This is a genomic window from Blautia sp. DFI.6.71 (genome assembly GCF_020593585.1).
Classification (GTDB): Bacteria; Bacillota; Clostridia; order Lachnospirales; family Lachnospiraceae; genus Blautia_A; species Blautia_A wexlerae.
This window is the reverse complement of record NZ_JAJDMJ010000030.1, coordinates 20,411-45,972: the sequence shown is the minus strand read 5'-3', so window position 1 is coordinate 45,972 and position 25,562 is coordinate 20,411. Positions and strand designations below refer to the sequence as shown.

Below are 25,562 nucleotides of genomic sequence, written 5' to 3'. Positions count from 1 at the left end.
ACCTGTAATGTGGGAACCTGCCATATCTGGCATGGGAAATGCGCATAACTGCGCACCTAAGTTACAGGCATATCCGCCGATATTCAGTCGGACGCCTAAAGCGTCTGGAAGTACGTGACTTCAGTCATGTGAGGTTCACTTCAGGAGTTTTTACATGATGATGAATTCTGTGTTATAATACTTAAGGAAAGCATCTGATTTGTCAAAAGAAAAGAGTAGTCTAATTAACTACTCAAATCTGATGATTTCCCATTGTACCAATTCGCGGACGTTTAGCCAGAAATGATATGGGGATAGTATTCTTCCGACTTTCATCAAAGTGGAGGTTTGGAGGCTAAACAGTAAGAAAAAAGCACAAAATTTATCAGGGTAAATATTTTCGGGCATGCTTCACAGACCTTCCAATGGGAGGTCTTGAAAAAACAATATAAAGGAAAGTATTGATTAGCTTGGTTTTGCATAAGTCCTTCCGGCTTGTTTCATACTGATACAACCGCATTCTGGACAAATGCGAATGTCAAAGTTCCAGACCGCTTTTAACAGTTCAGCAATAGATAGATCCGTGTACCGCCTTTTGAATTTTTGATAACCTTGAAGTCTGAAGATCAGTTTCAGGTTCTTCGTTTTCATCCGGTTATTCAAAAATCCATAGTAACGGATTTTCTGAAATCCTGATGGGAGTACATGCATCAGAAAACACCGGATAAATTCGGTGTTCGAAATCGTAATCTCACGTTTGGGGGCATTGGGTTTTATGCCACGTGCTGAGAAAGTAGTTTCAGACTCTGTCACGGAAAGAATTCTGCTGTTTGAAATGGCAATCTTATGTGTATAGCGCCCGAGATACTCAATTGCATTGCCAAAGCCGTTGAAAGTTTCTTTTATGAAAGGACACCAGTCTTTTTCATAAAGTTTGTTTTTGAAATCTTTTCATTTGTATGAATTACGGAGTTCTTTGCAGGAAGAAGAAAATGTAAGCTCTTTGTTCTGATAGTAATTATCCAGAAAATGAAGATATTTCCCCTTAAACTTATCTCTGAGAACTTCAACAGGAATAAAAAAGTTACCTTTTGATATTTGAAGCTGTTTTGCTTTGGTAAGACCGCCGCCTGAAATGATACAGTGCATACTATGTAAAGCTCTACATAGTATGCACTGCCTTATCTCTGAAGGCGGTTTTAGTGATGATTCCTTCTGGCGTCACATCAGCCACTTCAGCTACACATTTTTGCGTAATGCTTTCCGCACTGCACTCCTCGATGAAATGGAATCCATCATCGGTCCATCTTTTAAAAAGATAAAAGCTTCCTGTTATAAAGAACACAAACATGGTTTCTATGTTTATGCTAAGCCAAACAAATGTGATCCCGAAACCGTCACAAAATACATCGGGCGGTATCTCGGAAGACCTGTTATTGCTACTTCCAGGATTGATAAATATGATGGTTCTATGGTCACTTTCCATTACAATCGTCATGAAGATGATAAATACGTTACTGAAACCATTCCTGCGATCGACTTCATTAAACGCCTGATCCGGCATATACCGGAAAAACATTTTAAAATGATCCGCTACGGCGGCATTTATGCACGCCACCGGAAATTAGACAGTTCTCTACGCCGCGCAATCAGTCCGCATAAACACCGTATCTATCGGAGTTTTAATCAATGGCGCACTGCTATACTGTCCTCCTTTGGCTATGATCCCTTACAATGTCCAAAATGTAAACACCAAATGGATCTTATAGCACTTTACTATAACCACCAGCATGTCTCCCTCGAAGAAATGTACGAGAAAGCGATGTCCCGTTCTCATGGAAAGAGATCCTCTTCTTAAATATCATGATTTTTATGTTATAATCTTCCTAAAAAGGAGGATTGATCAAATGAAACCAGATATCGAGACGCTGCGAAAAAAATACATAGAAAATCCACCAGAAGGAATGATCTCCAGGGACATCCTCTCCATGAGTGAGGAGGCTCTTTTGGATATGGATTATTTCTTAAATGACGATGAACTAGATGACGATTTTGGCGAAGAAGGGTTTTATCTCTTCTAAACCAGTATCGTCTATTTCTAATGCCCGCCTCCACGCGGGCATTTACTATTCAAGAGAACGCCGTCAGGCGGTCTTTCATATATAGCCAAAAAAATAAGCCTGGGTACAATGTTTTATCATCATACCCAGACTTATCTTCTCGTTATTACATAATGCTGCTGTCGAGAGAACTGAACACCTCGCCGCCCAATTCAAATATTTACATTTTGCATATCTACCATTCATATATAGCAAGCTTTACTAAAAAGAATGACCGCCAAAATAATCTGGCAGTCAAAAATGATTTGCGGTTCATCAGTATTCTTGCTGTTCAGAGTTCTGTATATTCTGCTGCTCTATTAAAGCGTCTATTATTTTGCTTATCGTAATCAAAGTCGTTGTATTACATTGATTCAACTTTTCAGCTAATTCTGTATTGATAAGTCTTTCTCGACTTGTATATGGCGTATCAAGCAGAAAATAGTCAAAATCCTTATCCAAGGAAGTGGCTATCTTTAATAATAGAGGAAGCGAAACTTTTGTCTGCCCTATTTCCACATGGCTGATATGATTGTTGGAGCAACCAACTAACGCACCCAAATCAGCTTGATTTAAGTTCTTTTCCATTCTCGCAGCTTTTATGCGTTGACCAACTTTTTCATAATCTAATTCCGGTTGCAATTCAATCACCTCCATGCTTTTTACGTTCTGTTTTATTATAGAGTGTGACCATTTATGCAACAACCAATCATAAATGCAAGTTGCACTTATTGATGCAATGTGTTAAAATTTTATAGGCAGATTGCATTAAATGATAGAATGCAAGGCAAGGTGTATAAAGCAAAAATCCCGGTCAAGCTCGTAAAAGCTTCGACCAGGATGTAAAACAAAAAAGAAAGCGGTCTCCCTCTCATTTTCGGGAAGATGCTCTCTTTCGTAGAATATATCCATCACAGAAGTAAAACCGATGGACTTTATTGTTATTCATTTTATCAAATGCAAAGTAACTTGTCAAGTCTGCTCGAATTATGTAAGAAAATAAGTCAAATAAACATTCGATTTGACAGTAATTTGGGCATTACCATGATTTACAAAAGCGCATTTTTATTCCATTCGGGGTCAATTTTGTGGTCGAGACGAAAGGAGTGAAAATTATGTCACGCAGAGGAGAAAATATCCGTAAACGCAAAGATGGTAGATGGGAAGGTCGTTACATCAAGGGGTACGACTCAAAAAAACAAAAAGCCAGATATGCTTCTGTGTATGGAAAAACCTATGCAGAAACTAAACAGAAGCTAGATGAAGCAAAATACAAAAGTAGCATTGGTGTTGTTTATGTGGATGCCAAAAACAAATTGTTTGGTGAAATAATCAATAGCTGGTTCAATGCCAAAAAAATCAATTTGAAACCATCCTCTATAATCAAATATCAAAACCTTATCGAAAAGCATATTCTTCCAGAGTTGGGGCATAGAAAATTGCGTGAGCTGAACGCAGATTTGTTCTATACATTTCTTGATGCTCAGCAAAAGAATGGGAACAAGAAAAATGGAGGTATGCTTTCCACAAGTTCCCTCCAAACCATGCTTTATATTCTCAACGCCACGATTAAATATGCCGCATCAAATAATATGGTTGCTTATTTTTCAATTTGCCTTACAAGATCGGGTAAGGAAGCAACACCAATTCAAACATTGGAGCAACATGAAGAAGATGCACTGGATCTATTTTTATCTACACATATTTCTCGGCGAAATTTAGGAATTATGCTTAGTTTGTACTGTGGACTCAGAATTGGTGAGGTTTGTGCATTACAGTGGACAGATATCGACACTAAGAATGCTATTTTGTATGTACGACGCACAGTTCAACGAATTGCCCATTCCTCCGGGAAAACAAAGACAAAAATTCATGTCGGGTCTCCCAAAAGCAAATCTTCCATTCGAGTAATACCTATACCAAGTTTTCTTGTACCGATTATTTGTACTTTGGCACAGGAAGATCCACCCGATGCCTATATTTTGACTGGTTCAATAAACAAGCCCCTTGAGCCGAGGACATTCCAATATTACTTTGACCAAGTTCTAACTATGGCTGGAATCCAAAAGACCAACTATCACACCTTACGTCACACGTTTGCTACAAACTGTGTTGCGCTTGGGTTTGATATAAAGTCATTAAGTGAAATATTAGGACACTCGAATGTAAGCATTACTCTTAATAAGTATGTGCATCCATCAATGCAGCAGAAAAGATTGCAGATGGATTATTGGAATAATATTAAGGGTCAAATTTATGGTCAAGTATCATAGCAGAATTATGGAAAGCGCTGTTTTACGGCGCTTTTTTGCTTGTTTTCAATGAAGGATATATTCTACGAAAAAACCTTTGTTCCTAACCATAAAATACGAAGATTGGAGGATTTGAGTGTCTGAAATTATTACATCTACTGAGCAGGAAATCTTAATTGCACACATGGTGGACAGATTACCTGCATTAAGAAAGAAATATGGTATCTCACAAACTGAACTTGGTGAAAAAATTGGGTTGAGCAGGCAAACGATTTCTGCAATCGAACGCAAAACAACGCCGTTGACGTGGACAACGATGTTAGCAATTTTGATGTTTTTTACTGCCAACAGTAATTGTGTATTCTATTTTTCTCAAAGAACCGAGTTCCGGGACTTAGAACTGCTTCACTCGGCACTGATGATAGAAGGTTCTACAGCTAAAAAAGAAAAGATTATTTAGAAAGAAGGTATATATTATGAAGTTTATCACTGTTCCCGCAGGACGTTTCGCCGCTGAAGAAGATGCTGCTGCTGCAAAGCGCAGAGAAATTGCTGAACGACTCAAAAGAGGTGAATCTGTTAATGTAACCCCTTCTGGTCAGATTGTTGAGCCTAATGACTCCCAGGCACAGCTCAATAGAACGCTGAAAGCACCTGAAGGGAAATTGGCATAAGGAGGACAACGATGGCTGGATTCTATTGGTATGAAAGAAACCCTCAGCTTTTTAACGATGAAAAGCAGGCTATGAATTTATATTTCCCTAATTTTGTCTTGGACAGATTGGCTGACGGCAGAATTTGCTGGGTTGGTAATCTCAATCCAAGAGGTGCAGATGGTGGAACATGGACTTTAATGGTCGTGTACGATCATAACCATCCGCACAACAACACATATGGTGGTTCTTTGCGTGTTTACTCTGTAAAACCTGATTTGAACGAACTGTATAAAGCAGCTGGTTCTCTCCCTCATGTTCTGAGAGATGCAAACGGCGACCTTTATATGTGTACAGCAAGAAAAGAAGATATTGACTCTGGTAATCGAACCACCTCCGCAGCAAAAGCTCTCGGCTGGGCAGCTAAGTGGATTTTTGCGGTAGAAGGCTGGCTTGCCGGTGAAATCGGTGATGAAGTATTCGAACATACTTATTGATAATCCCTGAGAAGGTATGAAGAAAGGAGGTGCTGTGATGCCAAAGTGTGTAGTTTTTTCAGAGCGTGCATTTACTTCTATTTTGGTCGAAACTCAAGAAAAAATTCGGACAGAAACCGGCGGCGTGTTCTTGGGATACAGAAAAGGCGATGTCTGGTATGTTATCGAGAGCATTGATCCTGGTCCAAACTCAGTTTTCCAACCTGCTTACTTTGAATATGATCAAGACTATATAAATCATCTTATCAACAAGGTTTCAAGATTATATTCTCTGCAGTTAGATTTAATTGGATTATGGCATCGACACCCTGGTTCATATGACTCCTTTTCTGGAACCGATGATGGAACAAATACTAAGTATGCCGAATTGAACGAACAGGGTGCAATCTCTACTTTAGTCAATATAGATCCGCAGTTTAGATTAACTGTGTATACAGTAACGTTACCACTTAAATACGAAAAGATTAAATATGTGGTTGGCGATTCTTATATCCCGCAAGAGATGCTTACACTTAGAAACAGTGCATACTTGCAACAACAAATGGAAGTATCGTCAACACAGCAGGTAGTTCCAAATTCGTTGAAACACAAGTGGCTTACTACCAAGCGAACAAAAGGTGGCGAAATAATCTCCCGAAAGCCTACACAGAAAATAGAACTCAAAGAATTTTCGTTCCATGAAGTTATTTATTGGTTCCTTCGGCAGAGAACATATAGTGACATCAAAAGCCCTTCGATAAAACTTCCTAAAGAAGATGAAGGCGATGCCGTTATGTATATTCTGGAAAAGCTAGATGATGACCTTAAATTTCTAACACAGCTTGGCGTCGAATGCCAAATGAGCATTAGTCCCACAGGCTCTTTAGTTTTGAAAGAAAATGAACCTTCTGCAAAAACGCATCCTCGTTTTGAGTTGTCCTTTGGTTCACAGGACAATGAGATTCTCTTTTCTTTCAATGAATGTTGCTACAAATATCATCCCGGTCTTTTTAAGGATGCCTATTTAGAATTCCTATCGAAAGAAGGTGCGGATCATTGAATTTTATAGGAGTTAAACCGAAGAAAATAGTGTTCTTCCCAGATGCTCTGTTTGAAAAGAAGTATATCGGAGAACTCTGGGGAAAGCACTTTGCAAAATCCAAAGTATTTAATGTTTTCTCTGATGAGGAAAGTAAACAGTATGCAACAATCCGCTTGGGCGAAATCTTTGCAACAAAACCAAATGAAATACAGTCCAACACCTTAATCGGATGGTGGGATGCTGAAAAGCTTCTATTCCAATTTAATGGCGAAGAATATGCTTTTCAGAAATACAACCTATTTCAGAACATCTTCTCTCGAAACACAGGCATCTTAGAATCGGATATGCTGCACAATAAATGTGCGTTTATCTTAGGATGTGGCTCTGTCGGAAGTCTGGTGGCATTGGAACTCGCTCGTACCGGTATCGGTAAATTTGTTCTGGTGGATAATGACATCTTGGAGTACCACAATTTATGCCGACATCAGTGTTCAATCTCTGAAGTTGGTGAATATAAGGTAGATGCCTTAAAACGAAGAATCCTTGAAATCAATCCATCAGCTGAAGTCGAACCGATTGTATCGACTGTAGAGATGCTTGATCGTCCGGTTTTTGATACCTTCTGTCTAAAAGAACAGACTGTATTGATTGGATGTGCCGATAATCGTTCTGCCGATGTATATGCTAATTCCATATCTGTAATGTATGGAATTCCTTTCCTGAGTATCGGCTTTTGGGAAAGAGCCTTTGCTGGTGAGATTTTTTACTATCTGCCGAGAAAGAATATGCCGTGTTACAAATGTGCTTTGGGGGATGGGAACTTGATGTCACAACGTACATCAACAAATCGCAGACTATACACCAATGAAGAAGATCTGAGCAAAGTAAATTTTGAACCGGGTATTTCCGTAGATATTAACTTTGTAACTACCATCGGGATCAAGTTGCTCTTAGATATTTTTAACCTTGATAACGACGAATATACACCTCGTCTTTTGTCGACACTTACTCAGTACACATTAGTGTGCAATACAAACAACCCAAAGATTGGCGGCGAAATGGCTGAGATATTCAGTTATCCACTACAGGTGACAACCTCATTACAGGTAGGACATTGTGCTTCCTGTCCGCCTTGCGAATTTGAATAGAAAGGAGTGTGCGGCGATGAACGATAATCGTTCTGAAATGTATAGCATCAATTCCGGGTATTATGATTTGCCGGTAAAAGAACCGTGGGTATGTGGCAAGACACTATACTCTGTTATCACTATCAGTTCAGCAGTTTTAGTCGGTGTTGCTGCAGCTTGTTTTTTTGCACCGTGGCTCTTTGGCAATACTACGCTGACTGCAACAGGCATAACCCTAATCGGTGCTTACTATGCAATATTTGCGATATTTGCTCCGTTCATCTTGTTTTGCTCTTGCATTCATGGGTGTTCAAAGTTCAATCGGAAACTTTTTGACGAGCGTGAGAATAATCGTTTCAATGCCGCAGACATCCTTTATGCAATTCAAGCGATATGCGTAGCTTTTCTGAAAACAGCGTTGATATACTACCTGATCGCCATTTTTTTTCGCCGGTAGTGTTGATAATCATTGTTTTGATTGCAGCAAATTCTGTTTTTAAGATTTTCAGATGGTAGGTGAAGAATGATGGCTCAACTACAAAATATTATTGATGATTTTAATGAAGCCATCGCTGACGTAGCCGATGTATGGCAAGAACAGCGTGGCAATTTTACAGACAGTAAAATAGAACAGTTTGGAACCAATATCTTGAGACCCGTATCCATTGCAGGTGCCAGGATAAACGTTCAAGCAGAGCAGCTAAATGCTGCAATAAAAAAATTAGCTGAATGTGACTTAATCATTCGCTATTAGGAGGGATGAAATTTGCAGCAATCAGGAATGAACTACTTATATACTAAAGTCTCAGCGGTTAGAGAACAGTTGATTCTATTTGCCAATCAAATAGAATCTCTCGACTTTGAATATAATGCAGTAGTTGCTGAATTGGAACAATCCTTTACGGATAGCAAAGGATTTTGGGAACGCACTACTGCTGAACAAAAAGACACTGCATCTCATAATGCAGGTGTTGCGTTGGAACGACTCAACGAAATGGCAAATGGCTTGAACCTACTTGATGTTCAGCTGAGCCAAGTGGATCAAAGCTACGCTAAAAGACGTGATGCTCTTTCAATGGTTGTTGTTCCAAATATTACATATCAGACCGCAGACGCTTTTTTATCTCGTATGGAAGCGATTGCACAGGAAGCAAAGAAAATCGCTTCAGAATGTTCATTGACTGTAAAAGCGCAACTTTTACAGGAATTTACTATGCTTTTCTCGAGCAAGCGTAAACAATTATATGAACGACTGGCAGAGTTAATCGTAGAGGGAAAAGCAATCCGAGACAAAGCCTATACTGCCATTCAACAGAATCTGACCGAGACCAAAACGCAGTTAGATGCAAAGAATGAAACAGAAATTGACAACGCCGCAACAGAAACAGCTGACTTGTTGGCAGCTCTGGAGCAAAGACATAACGAAGAACTTGCTTCTACTATCATTTCCTATGAAACGACAATAGAGAGACTTCTACCGAGAGCAGATATTGAAAACCTAAGAGTTCTTTCTGACAGTCTGCATAACCAGGAGCTATTACCGAATGCCTTTTCTGAATTTATTTGTTTCGGTTCCTATGGCGCACCTCTTGGAGACGTCGCATATAACACATACGTTGTTTCGTTGATAAATCGGCTTTATTCCGGTTTTATTGAAAATCAGAATTTATGCTTGCCTGCAATTCTTGATTTAAGTGATAAAGCAAATTTCTTGCTGTTTGATGAAGGCGAGTCTATGCGTGTACGAAATGCAGTCAATTCACTGATTTATTCGCTCCTGAGTAATCAGCCTGCATCTCACCAGAAATTTATTCTGTTCGATCCGGAAGGCCGTTCTCAGGGCTTTGCTCCATATTTGGAGTTTATGCGCAGTAATCCTGCTGTGATGTATAACAAGGTGTTTACAACGCAACAACAGCTTAGAACACAAATTGAGGAGCTTTCCAGTTTTATTGACGAATTCAGCCAGACCAAGCTTGCTGATAGCCCTGACATTTTTGCTTACAACCGCATTTCTGTCGAACGACCGGAATCACTTAAATGTCTTTGCTTATTGAATTTCCCGAAAGGATTCGATGAGCAAATGCTTGAACAGCTTTACAACATCGTAAAAAACGGTAGTAGTTGCGGTGTTCAAACATTTATTCACTTTGATGAAGGTGCTATCAGAAATTCAAGCAGCACTACCTACGTTGATTTACTTGCAAAGATCCGAGAAAATTGTATCTGTTTGCAGGCTGGTTCAGATGGATGGCATTCGGACGATGGCACAAGTTGGGCTTTCAACACAGCACCAAGTCAAAAGACAATGGCTGATTTTAGTGAATTGTATGGCTCCAAATATGCAGAAGTAACCAGTTCAATTCTGCCGATTACTAAGATCATCCCTGAAGATATTTGGTTTACAGGAGACTCCAGCGCACTATTCTCCGTGCCAATCGGTAAGGATGAAAATGGAACCGTACAGTACCTTGAATTTGGTGATCCTGTTTCCAAAGGTACATCTCATCATGCACTTGTTACTGGTTCGCTTGGTTCTGGTAAGTCTACATTATTGCACACAATTATCATGAGTGCGCTTACGACTTACAGCCCTGATGAGTTGAATTTGTATCTGTTGGATTTCAAGAGTGGTACTGAATTTCAGGTATACGCTAACCATAAAATACCGCACATTAAAGTTCTTGCATTGGATGCTATGCAAGAATTTGGACAGAGTGTTTTGGATGAATTAATAGGCATGATGCAGAAACGATTGGATATGTTTACCGAGGAGACCCAGAAAGGATACCCTGTCAAAGACATTACAAGCTACCGCAAATATACCGGCAAAAAGATGCCACGAATCTTGGTCGTTGCAGATGAGTTCCAAGTGCTTTTCAGCGAAGCACACAACCGTCGAGTTGCCAATACTTGTGCAACAAGACTGGCTGATATTATCTCGCTGTATCGTGTTTGTGGCATTCATTTTATACTGGCTACTCAAACGATGAGTCGACTTCGTAATGGCTTTACCGTATCGCCATCAACATTAAGTGAGATGCACGTTCGTATCGGTTTGAAGTGTTCCGAATCAGAATGCAATCTTCTGTTCGGTGGCACAAATGCCAAAGCAGCATTTGACAAAATGGGTGACACTAAAGGAACTGCTGTTTATAACGAGAACTATGTTATGGAAAAGCCCGTCGGTTTCAAAGTAGCATTTTGCGATACGGATACCCAAAGTCAGATGCTCGAAACTATCGAAGCAAGATATGGCTTTGTTGAACCAGCAAGTTCTACCAAAGTCTTTGTGGGTGAAACCATTCCTAAGTTATCTGAGTGTCCTGGATTTTCAAAGTTTGACTCTCTCGAAGCACTTTCAAGTGTGCCGATTTACTTGGGAGATCCTATTCGCATTGGACAGCCTGTTACGCTCAATGTTAATCGCATGAAGCGAAGCACATTACTTGTTGTCGGTAGCGAACATCGTATGAGTGATCAGATAATGGCAGTTTACATGAACAATGCCATTAAATCTGAGCCGCACAAATTAGCACTCGCAACAGAGCAGTCTATCTATTTGTTTGACGGTCTTTCTATGATGGGAGAACCTTTTGCAGAAAAGGTTGGAAGCGTTGTTAATCGAGGTGCCGCTGACATTAAGTTGGCAAAAGATGTTTTTGATGTTCTACCTCTAATTGACGAGTTGTACTCCATCTATGAAAAGAGAAAACAACAGCGTATGAGTATGGGCGGGCGAAAAGCACAATATGCTGCTATTCACATCGTTATCAACGACTTCCAATGGATAGAGCCAATCGTTCTTATGCTCAATAACAAATCTGTAGATGATTTCGTGGTGACTGCTAATACTCCAGAGCCATCCTTCTCTGAGAGTGGAGATGACTTGTTCGGATTTATCAATAAGCCTCATAAAAACGATTTGGGTGGGGTTATGGATAGTTTCTTAGCAGATTTGTCACCTGCAAAAACTACTACTTCATCCAACGTATCGTACCACAAGAAGCTAATGACCCTAATTGAATCGGGTTACACCTGTGGCTTTAATGTGGTAATGAGTTGTCCGGACTTTATCTCAATCAAGGAAATCATTTACGAATGTATTCCTAAATTCCAAAACAGAATTCTATTTGCACTTAGCGATAAAGATGCTGATCGTATCATATCGGAGGCACGAGTAGAAAACTTAAAATCCAACATTGCCCTGTATTATGATGGGGTCAACCCGGCTTATCAATTCAAGCCGTATGACATTATTTAAGAAAAGGAGTTGTTATTATGGCAGGTAAATCTTCCCCTGAAGCAATGGAGCGTATGATCAACAACATCACAAAGTTTATTCAGGTTCAGCAGAGTGTAGCACAGTCTCTTAAAAGCGACTATATAGCAGTCGGTGAGGAATGGGACGACAAGCAGTATCAAAATCTTGGTGCAGTCATTGACCAAGCCGTTGCTGCTCTATCTTCTAATTACGCAACATTGTCTGAATGCACTACGAGATTACAAGTTCTTAAGAGAATATTGGAAGACTATCTCTCCCATCAGATTTAAGTAAAGAGGTCAAAACATGGGCGATGGAGTAAATACAAATGTCGAAGCCCTGCATGAAATAAAAAACAGCTTAGTTCGTTTTCAAGAACGCATCCAACCCCTTCAGGGAGATTTGAGGCAAGCATTTCAAGAGATTGATGAGCAGCTTGCTGATGGAGTCAAGCGAAAAATGCGTCAGATTGAGGAGCGTCAAAGAAAAGAAACCGAGGAAGGTCGTACAGACTCCTTCGCTTGTGATACTTGTGGCGGACGAATCAGATTGAAAATCATGGGAGACACCACGCACTGTCGTGAAGCGGGATGCAATGGCACATTGCATCGAGTTTATACAGATCGATGCTATTCTTCTGTACCACGCAACTATGATAAGGAAGAACTTGAGCAAATGCGCCAAGTTGTAAACAATTATAATCAGCAAAAGGCGGATTTTTTGCAGTTGTTTTCTTCATTCTTTTCATCTGAAGCTGGTGATGTAAACAGAGGGGTTGCTTCTCTTGCAAGCTGTATCAGTATCTTGGAACAGTATTTAGGAACTGATATTTTGCTTGATGCAGGCTATGAACCAGAAGAAGCTAAAAAAAAACGTTAAACGCATCAGCAACAAACAGTTTGGAACGAGCGGAAAATGGTGCTTTAGAAGTAGCTTTGATGTCAGATTTATCCGATGCCTTTATTTCAAAGCTCCCACAAAGACGTCGTTCCATTGTGCATACTGCTTATGCAAATGCACCAGACTATATCGTAGCTGCCATAAATCAGCATTTTGATCAACTTAACTATGTACGAGATACTAAGTACCAACAAGATCAATTTGGTAACTACATACTCAACGAGTATGGAATGAGAAGCAAGGAGCCTTGTCACTATTCTCAGGAGAAAAAATATATCGCTATGCACGATGAAATGACTGACGCCGAATATGCAGATGTAATTCAACATGAACTTGGTCATTTCATTGACGATATTTTAGGGCGGCCTTCAACCGGAAACGTATTTAGACAAGCATTTTCTGATGTAGCTTCACGCTACAATGTTGATACGCTTGAAGGAAGAAGGCTTCTCAATGATATGCTTGATGATGCTTTTTCTACTGGTGCTGCGTTTGACCGTAACATTACAGATATAATTTCTGCATTAACCATGAACCATCCTACTGTAGTCAACCGTTTCAATGACGAAGATGTGGCGTATTATCGCCATAAAGATGGTTATTGGAATCGCAGAAATGAAAATGGAACAAACGCTGGAATGAGAGAAAAGGATAGTTTCGCAAATGTTTTTGCAATCGAAACTGGTAATTATCGAATTTCGACAAACTTTGTCGAAAGATGGTTTCCAGAACTATCTATAGCTCTTAGGCAGAGTGTGGAAGGAGCATGATGATGGATATATATAAATTCGGCAAGCTATGCCAGCCGCTAAACAAAAAATACAAAGAACTATTTGGATATATTCCCCACCAGATGGACTACCCATGTACCAGAGAGGAGTATATCAAAGCATTGTCCCTGGCAATCAGTGAACAGAAAGAAGTATTCTACTTTCTTCCCGGATTAGCAAGAGAACAATAAGGAGGGAGAATACCAATGGCTATTCGAATAGGTGAAGATGGAACTATTATCAACGATGATCAGGTTATTTCTAGTAGTGGAACTATCATCCGAGATGATGGAACTATTGAATCTTCCAATATTGTAAGCAGTTCTGCGCCACAAAGAAATTATGTGTCTCATGTTGCGCCTGTTTCTCCGCTTGAAAACGGAGGAAATCGTCAGAGCCAAATGTCTGAAGAACCTCAGGTTCCAGTTGCTCAGCCAGAACACAGAATTTCTACTGCGACAATAAAGAGCATAGCAGACTTGGAATACGATCTAATGGTTGCGGAAGGTCATGTGAGAGGTTCTGTGCCTAAAACACCGATAATTGTAGTAGTTATTATGTTGATTTGCAGTATAGCAATTCATCCAGTATTTCTTATCGGAACAGCGATTGCTGGAATTATGGTTTTTATGGGCTTCAGCAAAAAATCTACTCACGAAGAAGAAGTACAGCGTTTGAAAAATGAAATTGAGTCGTTGAAACGACAGCGAAGATAGGGGGTATTTAGATGTCTATCTATACTGACAATATTCAGGATATGCTTGCAGACGATTCTAAAATTGCTATTAGACAACTTGAAAGCGATGCTATGGCAGGAAATTTAGAAGCTACATATCTGCTTGGTAAAGTTTATTACGATGGAGTCTACTACCCTCCTAACTCAAATAAAGTTCTTGGACTTTGGGAGAAAGGCGCACAAAACGGTAGCATTGACTGTTTGCGAGCTTTGGGTGATTGCCACTTCTTTGGCTTTGGCTATGAAGAAAGCAATGAAAAGGCAATGGAAATTTACAATGAAGTTCTGAGAAAAAGCCCTAATGATCATCAAGCACTATGCCAGATTGGTCGTATGCACGGTCACGGCTGGGGTGTTACCAAAAACATATCTTATGCTATCGCTCTTTTAGAAGATGCTTGGAAAAAGGGTTCTGGTAGAGCCGCTACAGAAATCGGCTTGCTATATATGTTTGATATGGAAAAAAACGTAGAAAATATCAAGGAAGCTATTAAATGGTATCAGCGTGGGGCTGAACATGGTGATGCTAAAGGCTGTTATCGAATGGGACTTCTCTATAAGTGGGGCGATTATGGCTTACCAGAAAGCCCGAAGATGGCGTATCAGTTCCTGTTTCGTGCCAAAGAATTGAGTGATGCCCTTTCACTTCTCATTACATCTGAAGGATGTGGTGTAGCATCACCAGCGGACATGAAAATGCTGTTTGAAGAAGCCGAACGACGTGCCAATTTTGGTGATGGGGAGCTTCAGGAAGCCTTGGGACAAGCCTATGTCCGTGGTCTTGGAGTCGCTGTCAATAAGGAACTTGCATCTAAGTGGTATCTGAGAGCAATCGAAAACGGAAACACCTTCGCTGAATATCAATATGGTATGAAGTTTGCTTTAGGTATGGACGGTTTTGAAAAAGATATTCAGCAAGCCTATAAATATCTCTCTCATGCAGCACAAGCCGGGCAATCGTATGCAATGAAACCGCTTGCAGAACTTCTGGATGACGAATATATTCCTGGATTGTCTATGGAAGATAGGAACTCTCAAATGATTTACTGGTTTGAGAGGGCTGTAGAAAACGGTGAGGAGTGGGCAGCTGTTACTCTTGGCAGAAAATACGAGAATGGCTATACACCCGTTCAAGTCGATGTAGCAAAAGCAATCAATTACTATCAGATTGCCGCTGACCATGATATTGATATGGTTTACCTGTCTTTAGGTAAATTATATATGATTCCAGGTCCGACAGCAAATTACAAAATGGCACATCGTTATCTTTCTCTCGCACAAGAAAAAGCCACTCTGGATTTCCAGATTGCTGAGATTGAGTTGTGCTACGGGAAAATGAACAAAGATGGACTTGGAATACCAAAAAACCTGGAAGAAGCTCACAAGCATTTTACGATTGCTGCAGCAAAAGGCAATGCTGATGCTATTGAGGAATTGAAGCACATTAAAAAAGGATTGTTTGGGTGGAAAATCATCTGATACAGAATCTATAAATGGAGGTGAAAACAATGGGAATGAGTAAGTACGACGAACTGGTTACACAAGTCTTGAATTACTTGGACAATCGTGATTGGGATTCAGCGTACAGTTTGTTGAAGAACAAAGAGCTTCAGGGCGATGCAGCTGCTATTGCAGTTTTGGGCGAATTCTATATCAATGGTATTGGCATTCCAGAAGATGTTGAAATGGGTATTGAAATGCTTAAGAGAGCTATTGATGCTGGCTGTGCTGAAGCTACAGGTACATTGGCGACCTTGTACTTGCAGGGCGAAAAGGTTCCAACCAACGAACGACTTGCAATCAATTACATAAAGCAGGGTGCCGATATGGGCAATTCTGTAGCTATGGGCAAAATGGCTTCTGTGTACTTGTATGGCAGTTATGGAGTTCAAGACAACCGTATTGCTTTAGAATGGGCGCAGAAAGCTGCAAAACTCGGTGATCCGCTCGGAATGGAATGCCTTGCCGTTATCTATGATGATGGTATTGATGTTTACAGGAATCCAATGCAGGCAGCGCATTGGTATCGTGAAGTTTTGAACCATGAACCAGAAAATACATTCTGTATGTATCGACTTGCAGTATGCCTTGCCGACCCGTTTGAAGAATTCAACTTACATCCTGGTTACGGAATGCTCGAAGAAGCATATTTTTGGGCTTGCAAAGGCGTAGAAAAAGGAGATCTTGATTGTCATATGCTCGTTGCTTGGTTTTACGAAATGGGGAATGTTGTTAATCAGGACTATGACATGGCATACAAGTATTTTAGGATTGCCGCAGATAATGGACATGAAATGTCCGCAGAACTTATCAAACGTTACCGCAAGAACATTTTCGGTAACTACTACATCCCGCAGTAAACGCCACCAGCGTTACTGAATATAAAATTCAAAACAAAGGAGAGAAAAAACATGATTAAAGCTGATGAATTAAGGGAGTTCAGACCTGTTGTTCGTTACAGAGACGGTAACCAGATCACTCTGCAGACCGTGCAGGAAGCGATTAAGGATTGCGCTCAGGGAATGGGTATTCCCGTTGCATTCTATACTGACCAGGTTAAGTCTGGTGGTATGTTCAACAAGACCATCGAGGATTGTATCGTGCTCTATCATCCTGAGCATCAGTATGACTACTTCAAGATTTGTGTGCGTGTAAGTCATCAGGGCAGTTATGCGTTTGTTAGTGCCATGGATTTCGGTACCAGCAAACAGATGAAGAAAGCAGGTCAGGCTGAAGCATACCGTGCGGATCGTAAGGGCAAGTCTATGAGCTACAAAGTGGGCTCTATGATTGGTCAGGGCCTTACCTCTATCGGCAGAAGCAAATCTAAGCTGGAAGAAGAACAGAATTACTATGCTTGCATCATCGATATCTTTGATGAAATCGTTTCCTAAAAAATCGTATTGAATATAGAAATGAAATTATATGCTGTTTAGTTGATATGGCATATATAGCTGATAAGATGAGATGGTAGGTTAAAGAGTATTATTTTAGGAGAGTTTTTATTTTTAAATTCTCTTATAATAATAAATAAGAAGAAAGGAGAAAAAGAATGTTTGCTGAATTCGAAAAGGAAGAAATGCTTAATGATGAAGATCTTTATATTAATGCAATGAATAACGATTCTGCTAGTTCATACGCTTCAAATGTAAGTGATTCTTGTTGTTGTTAATTAATTGAACGAAGGTCGAAGAATCTGATGGGCGTTGTCTTCGGATGACGCACATCAGATTTATTTATATAGGAGAAAAATGGGACTTAAATATTTAGAATTATTAAAAAATCAAATTAATGTAAGATCAAGCGTAGATAATTTTGATTTATATTGCCTCTTGCAAGGCATTTCTTCAAAAGAGAAGGTTAAATTGTTGAATCCAGAAAAATCAATAATTGAAAAATCAGAATTTCAACATAAATATAATATGTTTTTAAACTTCACTAGATTGAAAAATGATTGTGACTGTAATGAGGACACAAATGTTTATTTTCCGATTCAGAAATGGTTTGAATTATTAGTGGAAAAAAGAAAAATTAGAATAAATGCGAGTCTTCTGTGGAAAAACATGAAACCTTCATTAGATATTCTTTTAGAAAAAAGCATCAAGATAGCTAAACAATATTACGAGTCTATAAAATTAAAAGATACTTCTTTTGTTGAGTGGATGCTTGATAGTGGCTATCGAGAGTTGTTATTAGAATACCCGGTATTGTTGGATCAAATCAGTAATATTCTCGTTGAATTTATTGATTTAATAGAGGAATGTGTTCAAAAATTAGAATTACACAAAGAGGATATATATAGAAAGTTTGGAATAAATGTAGATGACACAATAACAGACATTAAATGCGATGTGTCTGATCGCCATTTTTGTGGGAAGTGTGTTGTTATAGTGTCATTTCAGTCAAAAAAAATAGTATATAAGCCAAGAAATATGAGCGTTGATTTTTTTTGGATGAAAGTGGCAAATTGGATTTCTGATATTGATAATCAAATAGAAGTAAGGGCAGCGAATGTGCTTGTAGGAAATGATTATGGGTTTGTAGAATGGATTGAAGCGGATTTGAATCTTTGTAAGGAGGAAATAGAAAAATATATTTATAGATGCGGAAATCTTTTAGGTGTGGTTTCTCTGCTAGGTGGTTCTGATTTCCATTATGAAAATGTAATATGTTCAGGTGCAACACCGATATTAATAGATGTTGAAACTCTTATTTTACCAAGTGTAAAACAAATCTATGCCAATGATCATAATAGTCTACAATTAGATGTATATATGAGGACGCAATTTATGAGAACTCTTTTATTACCTAAATGGATTGGTAATTCGCCAGAAAATGCGATTGATATAGGTGGATTCTCTGCAGTTCATAATAATGGAATTAATTTACCAAAGGATTTTGAGGGTAGAATTGTAGAATTTGGCGAATTACCAGAATTGTTTATAAAGGGATATAAAGACGTTTTAAAAACGATTTTGGAACATAAAGCTGAGTATTTAGAATTAATAGAAGATGTTAAGTCGATTAACTTCAGGTATATCCTTAGAAATACTCGAGTGTATTATAATTTATTAAGATATTTTTCTAATCCTATTTATTTGAAGAATAACAATATATTTAGTTGTGTTACAAGTAGAATTTTCACACCGTACCTATTGATTGGTAATGAGGAGGTTACAAGAGAAATGTGGCCGGTGGGCCAAGTTGAATATGATGAAATAAAAAAATTCCATATTCCTATATTCTCTGTAAATGGGAATTCGACAGATTTAATGGGTCCTGATGGAAAAATCGTTTTAAAAAATTATTTTTATATATCCCCCTATAATTATGTAAGTGAAACAATTGAACTTTTGGATGATCAACTAATAGATATTCAGATAAGATATTTGTTGGATGTTATTAATGTTCATAATGTCCAAAAAAAGAATTCATATAATTGGCAAATTAGTTATTTCGATATTAAGCGAAAATGGATGTCAATAAACAATAAATCTTCATTATTTGAATACTGTAATAATTTGCTTGCTAGTATTCAAAGTGCAGTTAGTAACTGTACGTTGAATGAGGAATTAGAATTATATTTTGCACCTGTTAAAGATTCTCGGACTGGTCGCTATTCAATGGATATTATGAAGGATGCGCTATATAGTGGACGTTACGGTGTTCAGATTTTTTTGGAAATGTATTATCATTTTTATGGTTTTGAACAACGGAAAAAAGCCTTAGAAAATCGTGTATTGAAGATGGCAAATGACTTTTATTTAAATACAAATGAAATGAAATGGTTCAATCTGTCGTTTACTAATGGTGTTGCAAGTTTGTTAATGGAACTGAGAAATTTTGCTCTTATTTCTAACAGAAATTCATTTGTTGAAATGATTTTTAAAATAATTAAAAGTATTCCTGAAAAAAATATTACAAGAAGTGAAGAGTCAGACTATTATAATGGAATTGCAGGGTTGCTTTATATTATATGTGATTGCTATAAGAAATTTAATGTAGACATAGATTTGTATGCGAGAAATTTGATCGAATATATTGTAACGGATTTATTTAAAAGATGTGATATTTGTGGATTATGGTTTCAAGAAGAGTTTTATCATCAACCATTAACTGGACTGGCTCATGGACAAAGTGGATATGCTTTGGCATTATCGAAAGCATTACCATATATAAATGAGGGTATGCGATTAAAAGTTACTTCACAAATTCAAAAATGCATGGATTATGAATACAACTGTTATGATAATAGTGAAATGAATTTGCCGGATTATAGAAAATTATTGTTAAAGAAAGGCGGAGATAAATCTCAAAAAAAATTTATGTATGGTTATTGCTCAGGTATTCTGGGAACTGCTTTAGTTGTATCAGAATTATCAGAAGAATTAATATCATTTCAAAAAAAAGAGATATGGAAGATGAATGCAGTTCAGTATTTGAAAAAGGATATATTAATTGGAAATGACTCATTATGTTGTGGAACAGCAGGTTGGATAGACTATTTGGCTTCGTGTCATAAAAATGAAGAATGGTCAGATGAATTGTTAAAAAAAATAATTTTTTCAATCAATGAACAGGGATATGTGTTCAATGGACTTGAAGGTGTTAATGAAATATCGTTATTTAAAGGAATGTCTGGAATAGGTTATTCTGTGTTACGATATATGGGCAAGTACCCGTCGGTATTACTGTAAAATAATCATTATTTGTAAAGATAAATGATTTTATGAAGGTGTAAATTTTATTTCCATGTCAAGTATAATTTAGTGTCTGCTGATTAAACCGTTTCCGGTTCAAAATCAGCAGGTTGTAACCCAATCAGCGCCAAAAGATAAATAAGAGCAAAAAGTATTCGTGACTGAATCTTAAATAAATTCGTCACAAATACAGATAACGCAATCGATGTAAGTGTTGTGTCATAGAGCTTGGTTCTTATCAAGTCCATTCCGTAGCAGCGTTTACTCAAACTGAATGAACGCTCTACCCCAATTCGATCGGTGTTATCCTGGTATTCCTACCTTTTCTCTTTAACTGATTGTTTTGTAAGGCTTGGTCTCCCAAGCTTTGGACCGGATAATCGTATTCCATGAAACTTACAGAATTTTCTGTTGTCTCTGGTTCGATATATCTGATCTGCCAGTAGGCGTTCCGGGTAATGACCAGTTCGTACCCTGAATCGTTCCACTGCTTCAACAAGTACTGTACTTTCATTGTAGGCATCATAGGATATTTTCTCTATTTTGCCAAGACCACTATCATCAATGCTTAAATCAAACTTCCAAACATGCCGATTGGCATGCCCTCCTTTTGTCGTTCCTGTCTTCCAGCACAAACAATCCATGAATCCTGTCAAGTTATAGTTTCTTCTTGATCCTTACCATGTTAATCTCCATTCCGCCGCCAAACGGCGGCATAAATAGTAATGAAAGTATTCCAACTTCCACTCTTTGGTGTAAAATAGCATGTAAGAAGCTACACTACAAAGCACGGGAGGAGAAGTTGTAATAACTTTCTTCGTTTTAGACAGCATGTTAATCAGTGTAAGTTCTGCCTTTTCAAGCACAAATAAGTGGTACTACGAGTCCGTACACTAAGAATTGTTTAAGCGCCTTAGTTTAATTGTGTGGCAGTTCAGTCAATGGCTTCTTATCTTTTACGAAAGGAGTCTGAGTTATGAAACTTACTTACCAAACCTGTTGTGGTGTCGATGTTCACAAATCTTTTCTCGTTGCCACAATTATTAAAACCACTGGGGGAATCGAACCTTCTTATCAAAAGATGCGCTTTTCTACCTTTAACAATTCTATCCTTGAATTCAAGCACTGGCTTCTCGACAATGACTGTCGGGATATCTGCATGGAATCCACCGGAAAATACTGGATTCCTGTTTTTAATTTTCTTGAAGATGAAATCAATGTTACCATTGCCAACCTCAAATGGGTAAAGGCGGTAAAAGGCAACAAAGACGATACGAAAGATTCTAAATGGATTGGTGACTTATTTCGTCTCGGACTTGTGAAAGGCAGCTATATTCCTTGTAAACCGATTCGTATTTTACGCGAATACTCTCGGTATCGTTACAAACTTGTTTCCTGCCGTTCCAGTGAAAAGAATCGATATCAGAATGCGTTATGGCTGACCGCTACTTTCTTTCACACTACATTCCTCCTTCTAACTGGTCAAATGGATTTACAAAGCCTTCCTTGTAGGAGGCTGCCAGACGAACGTAAATACAGGTGGAATTGATGGAGCTGTGGCCAAGATAAGCTTTCAAGGTCAGAAGATCCATACCATTTTCATAGCACCGGGTTGCATAAGCATGCCGGAAAGAATGTGCAGAGATACGAGAGTCCATACCAAGGGATCTTCTCAAAAGTAAGACTTCTCGTTGAATCCACTGCTTATCCATAGGATGGTCAAGGCGTGTCTGCTGGGTAAATAGCCACTCTCTGGGACGCTCCGGTGCTGGGAAAGTATACCAGTAATCAAGAATCATCTGCCAGATACTTTCAGTCAGCGGGACATAACGATCGCTGTGATTTTTTGAGTGGCGAATGTAAATCTTCATAGAGGAATGAATAATATCGGCACAACGAAGATGACAGAGTTCGTCCAAGCGCATACCGGTAGCATACAACATGGATATCGCAAGCCTGACTTTGGGTTTCTCGGAGGCAAGAAGAAAACGTTTGACATCATCCGGAGAAGGGGGCATAAGGTAAATATGTAGGAAAAACCCGGAATGGTATCTGAGTCTTATCCCAGTCTTTATGAAGCACGTAAGTCTGAAAAAACTGCAGATAAGAAATAATCATGTTGATGGTGCGGTCTGATAATCCACGTTCAGATTGAATCTGGTCAAGAAACTCACGCATTGTCTGATAAGAAGCCTGATCTGGAGAGAGTTGAAGTTTTTCCAGATATGTGAGGTAAGGTTTAATATAAGAAACATAAACACGAATTGTGTTTTGAGAGAGCTTCTTTGCATGAAGCATCTGAATAAAAGTTGAAAATAGTCCATAATAATCTCCTTTGTAATGAAATGAAAGGTAATAATACATAAGTTTCATTACAAAGAAGGTGGAGGACGAATAAAAAAATAAAATATGTAGTTGTTGAGTTTTAAAATCCATGATAACATAAGCATAGCAGTTTTGGCAGTTATGAAGTTGTTTGGTGTGGTAACTTAACAATATATCATAAATGAAAAAACTGCTATTTTTATTTTGAGAAAACTGAAATTTTCGAGAAAAAAGTAGAGGAATTATGTACCTTGCACTAGCCGTCGCGCCAGCGACTTGGTACAATGAACGGACGATGTTGGATAATTATTTGATAGCTATTGTTGCGTGAGGTGTTTTGATATGGATAAGCCGGTGGTTCGTATTTCCGTCAGAAATCTGGTGGAATTTATATTAAGAAGCGGGGATCTTGACAACCGGGGAGGATCTTCTGACAGAGAAGCAATGCAGAAGGGCAGCAGATTGCACAGAAAAATACAGGGCAGGATGGGAAGCCATTACAGAGCGGAGGTTTCTCTTAAATATAAAACAGAATATGAAGATGTAAGTATCCAGGTAGAGGGCAGAGCTGACGGAATCTTCACAGAGGATGGACAGTGCTGGATCGATGAGATCAAGGGTGTCTATGCAGATGTCAGTCAGTTGGAAAAGCCTGTGGAGGTTCACCGTGCACAGGCAATGTGTTATGCCTGGATCTACGCACAGGAGCAAAAACCGGAGAAGATCGGAGTGCAGATGACATATGGGAATCTGGACACAGAGGAGCTTAAGTTTTTCAGAGAAGAATATACGCTGGAAGAGCTCAGTCTGTGGTACCAGGAGCTTCTGGACAGATATCATAAATGGATCGCATACCAGCTTGCATGGAAAAAAGAACGGAATGCGTCCATGAGTGATCTGGAGTTCCCTTTTGAATATCGTGAGGGACAGCGAAAAATCGTATCCGGTGTATATCACACTATATCCACAGAAAGACAGATTTTTGTCCAGGCACCTACAGGAGTAGGAAAGACCATGTCCACGATCTTTCCGGCAGTGAGAGCAGTTGGTGCAGGATTAGGGGAAAATATTTTCTATCTTACAGCAAAGACCATTACCAGGACTGTGGCTGAAGAAGCTTTCTCCATATTAAAGGAGCATGGACTGAAATTTAAAGTGATAACCATTACCGCGAAGGAAAAGCTGTGCTTCTGCGATAAAACAGAATGCAATCCTGAGAACTGTCTGTGGGCGAGAGGACATCTGGACAGAGTGAATGATGCTGTTTTTGAACTGTGGACCACGCAGGACAGCTATGATAGGGATACTCTGCTGGAATATGCGAAGAAATGGCAGGTGTGTCCCTTTGAAATGTGCCTGGATCTGGCAGTCTGGGTGGACGCTGTGATCTGTGATTATAATTATGTATTTGATCCCAATGTTTATCTGAAAAGATTTTTCGGGGAGGGTACTTCCGGAGAATACATTTTTCTGATCGATGAAGCTCACAATCTGGTGGACAGAGGAAGGGAAATGTACAGTGCCCATGTGGATAGAGCGGATGTACTGGAGGCGAAGAGACTGGCCGGGGATTACAGCAAAGGTCTGGTGCGAGCACTGGAAAAAGTGAACAGACAGCTTCGAACTCTGGAAAAGGAGTGTACAGAGTACGAAATCCTGCCAAATCCCGGAGCAGTTTCTCTGGGAATGCTTCAGGTGATGGGGGAGATGGATAAGCTCCTAGAGGAACTTCATGGAAAGGAACTTCCGGAGCAGCTGCTGGAATTTTACTTCTGTGTGAGAGATTTCCTGAACATTGATGAACTTCTGGATGAAAATTATGTGGTTTATACAGAAATGGGAGAAGGGGGAAAGGTGATTTTGCGGCTTTTCTGTGTAAATCCTGCAGCAAATATTCACAGATGTCTGGAAAAGGGAAAAAGTGCGGTGTTCTTTTCTGCGACTCTGCTTCCCATGGATTATTACCGTGCACTTTTAAGCACCAGAAAGGATGACTATGGGATTTATGTGACTTCTCCTTTCAGGCAGGAGAACAGGTGCATTCTCACAGGACGGGATGTGAGCAGCAGGTATACCAGAAGAGGATATGAGGAATATCACAGGATCGCATCTTACATTGCCAGAACTGTATGGACAAGAAAAGGAAATTATATGGTATTCTTTCCTTCTTATAAATTTATGGAGGATGTTCTGGAGGTGTATGAGAATGAGTTTTCAGCGGAATGGGTTCGCTGTATTTCGCAGACATCGGGAATGAATGAGAGGGAGAAAGAGGAATTTCTGGAGGAATTTTCTGCATCAGAGGGAACGCTGGTAGGATTTTGCGTAATGGGCGGGATTTTTTCAGAGGGGATTGATCTGATGGGAGAGAAGCTGATCGGAGCAATCATCATAGGGACTGGTCTTCCTCAGATTGGAACAGAAAGGGAGATCCTCAGGCAGTATTATGATAAAAAGGGTGTGAATGGATTTGATTATGCATACAGATATCCGGGGATGAATAAGGTGCTGCAGTCAGCCGGGCGTGTGATCAGAACCCAGGAGGACACAGGGATCATACTTCTGCTGGACGAGAGATTTGCAGGGAAAGATTACAGGAATCTGTTTCCTGCTGAGTGGTCTGACAGGGGAAACTGTACTTTAAATACTGTGGAAGAACAGCTGGGAAGCTTCTGGAACAGGATAAGAGAAAAGAACTGAACACTGATACTGAGATTCTGGTCTTTGCTGGAAAAAAGA

23 protein-coding genes and 4 pseudogenes are annotated in these 25,562 nt (G+C 39.2%); 22 read left to right on the top strand and 5 right to left on the bottom strand.

What is annotated here, in order from left to right:
• Window positions 1–444: 444 nt before the first annotated feature.
• A pseudogene (locus LJE12_RS12825) lies at window positions 445–1,128 on the bottom strand (IS91 family transposase); the annotation flags it as partial.
• A 22-nt stretch (window positions 1,129–1,150) separates the two neighbouring features.
• Between LJE12_RS12825 and LJE12_RS12820 the strand changes: the two are divergent.
• Together LJE12_RS12820 and LJE12_RS12815 are read left to right on the top strand one after the other, a co-directional pair.
• Window positions 1,151–1,837 (top strand): annotated as a pseudogene (locus tag LJE12_RS12820) (IS91 family transposase); the annotation flags it as partial.
• A 49-nt stretch (window positions 1,838–1,886) separates the two neighbouring features.
• Window positions 1,887–2,060 (top strand): hypothetical protein, encoded by a 174-nt coding sequence (locus LJE12_RS12815; protein ID WP_173681662.1) that lies wholly within the window; start codon window positions 1,887–1,889, stop codon window positions 2,058–2,060.
• A 294-nt stretch (window positions 2,061–2,354) separates the two neighbouring features.
• On the opposite strand, the gene LJE12_RS12810 is transcribed toward LJE12_RS12815, so the two are convergent.
• Window positions 2,355–2,735 carry a helix-turn-helix domain-containing protein gene (locus tag LJE12_RS12810; protein ID WP_118633859.1) on the bottom strand — a complete coding sequence of 127 codons (381 nt, stop codon included), beginning with the start codon at window positions 2,733–2,735 and terminating at the stop codon, window positions 2,355–2,357.
• 458 nt (window positions 2,736–3,193) lie between these two features.
• Between LJE12_RS12810 and LJE12_RS12805 the strand changes: the two genes are divergently transcribed.
• From LJE12_RS12805 to LJE12_RS12720, 18 genes are all read left to right on the top strand, one after another.
• Window positions 3,194–4,351: a tyrosine-type recombinase/integrase gene (locus tag LJE12_RS12805; RefSeq protein ID WP_118633858.1), complete on the top strand. Its 1,158-nt coding sequence runs from the start codon at window positions 3,194–3,196 to the stop codon at window positions 4,349–4,351.
• Between the two features lie 115 nt (window positions 4,352–4,466).
• Window positions 4,467–4,790, top strand: a complete 324-nt coding sequence (locus LJE12_RS12800; protein WP_227227015.1) for a helix-turn-helix transcriptional regulator — start codon at window positions 4,467–4,469, stop codon at window positions 4,788–4,790.
• 16 nt (window positions 4,791–4,806) lie between these two features.
• Complete coding sequence (locus LJE12_RS12795; RefSeq protein ID WP_118633857.1) at window positions 4,807–5,004, top strand: hypothetical protein; 198 nt, start codon at window positions 4,807–4,809, stop codon at window positions 5,002–5,004.
• Between the two features lie 11 nt (window positions 5,005–5,015).
• Window positions 5,016–5,480, top strand: coding sequence for a hypothetical protein (locus LJE12_RS12790; protein WP_118633856.1), 465 nt, complete (start codon window positions 5,016–5,018; stop codon window positions 5,478–5,480).
• A gap of 37 nt (window positions 5,481–5,517) precedes the next feature.
• Window positions 5,518–6,519, top strand: a complete 1,002-nt coding sequence (locus tag LJE12_RS12785; RefSeq protein ID WP_118633855.1) for a Mov34/MPN/PAD-1 family protein — start codon at window positions 5,518–5,520, stop codon at window positions 6,517–6,519.
• On the top strand, window positions 6,516–7,649 hold the full coding sequence (locus LJE12_RS12780; protein ID WP_118633854.1) for a ThiF family adenylyltransferase: 1,134 nt from the start codon (window positions 6,516–6,518) through the stop codon (window positions 7,647–7,649). Before LJE12_RS12785 ends, LJE12_RS12780 begins: the two co-directional genes overlap by 4 nt.
• A 16-nt stretch (window positions 7,650–7,665) precedes the next feature.
• Complete coding sequence (locus LJE12_RS12775) at window positions 7,666–8,085, top strand: hypothetical protein (protein WP_118633853.1); 420 nt, start codon at window positions 7,666–7,668, stop codon at window positions 8,083–8,085.
• Between the two features lie 66 nt (window positions 8,086–8,151).
• Window positions 8,152–8,382 (top strand): hypothetical protein, encoded by a 231-nt coding sequence (locus LJE12_RS12770; protein ID WP_147413779.1) that lies wholly within the window; start codon window positions 8,152–8,154, stop codon window positions 8,380–8,382.
• A gap of 12 nt (window positions 8,383–8,394) precedes the next feature.
• Window positions 8,395–11,892, top strand: a complete 3,498-nt coding sequence (locus tag LJE12_RS12765) for an FtsK/SpoIIIE domain-containing protein (RefSeq protein ID WP_118633851.1) — start codon at window positions 8,395–8,397, stop codon at window positions 11,890–11,892.
• A gap of 17 nt (window positions 11,893–11,909) precedes the next feature.
• Window positions 11,910–12,182 carry a hypothetical protein gene (locus LJE12_RS12760; protein ID WP_118633850.1) on the top strand — a complete coding sequence of 91 codons (273 nt, stop codon included), beginning with the start codon at window positions 11,910–11,912 and terminating at the stop codon, window positions 12,180–12,182.
• Between the two features lie 16 nt (window positions 12,183–12,198).
• Window positions 12,199–12,771 (top strand): hypothetical protein, encoded by a 573-nt coding sequence (locus LJE12_RS12755; RefSeq protein ID WP_118633849.1) that lies wholly within the window; start codon window positions 12,199–12,201, stop codon window positions 12,769–12,771.
• A 20-nt stretch (window positions 12,772–12,791) separates the two neighbouring features.
• Entirely contained in the window at window positions 12,792–13,562 is a 771-nt protein-coding gene (locus LJE12_RS12750; RefSeq protein WP_147413778.1) for a hypothetical protein, read from the top strand.
• Window positions 13,559–13,753 (top strand): hypothetical protein, encoded by a 195-nt coding sequence (locus LJE12_RS12745; protein ID WP_147413777.1) that lies wholly within the window; start codon window positions 13,559–13,561, stop codon window positions 13,751–13,753. Before LJE12_RS12750 ends, LJE12_RS12745 begins: the two co-directional genes overlap by 4 nt.
• A gap of 15 nt (window positions 13,754–13,768) precedes the next feature.
• On the top strand, window positions 13,769–14,278 hold the full coding sequence (locus LJE12_RS12740; protein ID WP_118633846.1) for a hypothetical protein: 510 nt from the start codon (window positions 13,769–13,771) through the stop codon (window positions 14,276–14,278).
• A gap of 11 nt (window positions 14,279–14,289) precedes the next feature.
• Window positions 14,290–15,777, top strand: coding sequence for a tetratricopeptide repeat protein (locus LJE12_RS12735; protein ID WP_118633845.1), 1,488 nt, complete (start codon window positions 14,290–14,292; stop codon window positions 15,775–15,777).
• A 29-nt stretch (window positions 15,778–15,806) separates the two neighbouring features.
• On the top strand, window positions 15,807–16,658 hold the full coding sequence (locus LJE12_RS12730) for a tetratricopeptide repeat protein (protein WP_173703528.1): 852 nt from the start codon (window positions 15,807–15,809) through the stop codon (window positions 16,656–16,658).
• A gap of 51 nt (window positions 16,659–16,709) precedes the next feature.
• On the top strand, window positions 16,710–17,192 hold the full coding sequence (locus LJE12_RS12725) for a hypothetical protein (RefSeq protein ID WP_118633843.1): 483 nt from the start codon (window positions 16,710–16,712) through the stop codon (window positions 17,190–17,192).
• 357 nt (window positions 17,193–17,549) lie between these two features.
• On the top strand, window positions 17,550–20,495 hold the full coding sequence (locus LJE12_RS12720) for a DUF4135 domain-containing protein (RefSeq protein WP_118633842.1): 2,946 nt from the start codon (window positions 17,550–17,552) through the stop codon (window positions 20,493–20,495).
• A gap of 83 nt (window positions 20,496–20,578) precedes the next feature.
• Here the strand turns inward: LJE12_RS12720 and LJE12_RS12715 are convergent.
• Window positions 20,579–21,079, bottom strand: a pseudogene (locus LJE12_RS12715) (transposase); the annotation flags it as partial.
• A 395-nt stretch (window positions 21,080–21,474) separates the two neighbouring features.
• Between LJE12_RS12715 and LJE12_RS12710 the strand changes: the two are divergent.
• A pseudogene (locus LJE12_RS12710) lies at window positions 21,475–21,933 on the top strand (IS110 family transposase); the annotation flags it as partial.
• A 25-nt stretch (window positions 21,934–21,958) separates the two neighbouring features.
• On the opposite strand, the gene LJE12_RS20710 reads toward LJE12_RS12710, so the two are convergent.
• Both LJE12_RS20710 and LJE12_RS20705 read right to left on the bottom strand, forming a co-directional pair.
• Complete coding sequence (locus LJE12_RS20710; RefSeq protein WP_330599758.1) at window positions 21,959–22,441, bottom strand: tyrosine-type recombinase/integrase; 483 nt, start codon at window positions 22,439–22,441, stop codon at window positions 21,959–21,961.
• 55 nt (window positions 22,442–22,496) lie between these two features.
• A complete protein-coding gene (locus tag LJE12_RS20705) occupies window positions 22,497–22,796 on the bottom strand; it encodes a phage integrase N-terminal SAM-like domain-containing protein (RefSeq protein WP_243102759.1) in 300 nt (99 codons plus the stop codon).
• Between the two features lie 369 nt (window positions 22,797–23,165).
• Between LJE12_RS20705 and LJE12_RS12695 the strand changes: the two genes are divergently transcribed.
• Window positions 23,166–25,523 carry an ATP-dependent DNA helicase gene (locus LJE12_RS12695; RefSeq protein WP_118633841.1) on the top strand — a complete coding sequence of 786 codons (2,358 nt, stop codon included), beginning with the start codon at window positions 23,166–23,168 and terminating at the stop codon, window positions 25,521–25,523.
• Window positions 25,524–25,562 lie beyond the last annotated feature (39 nt).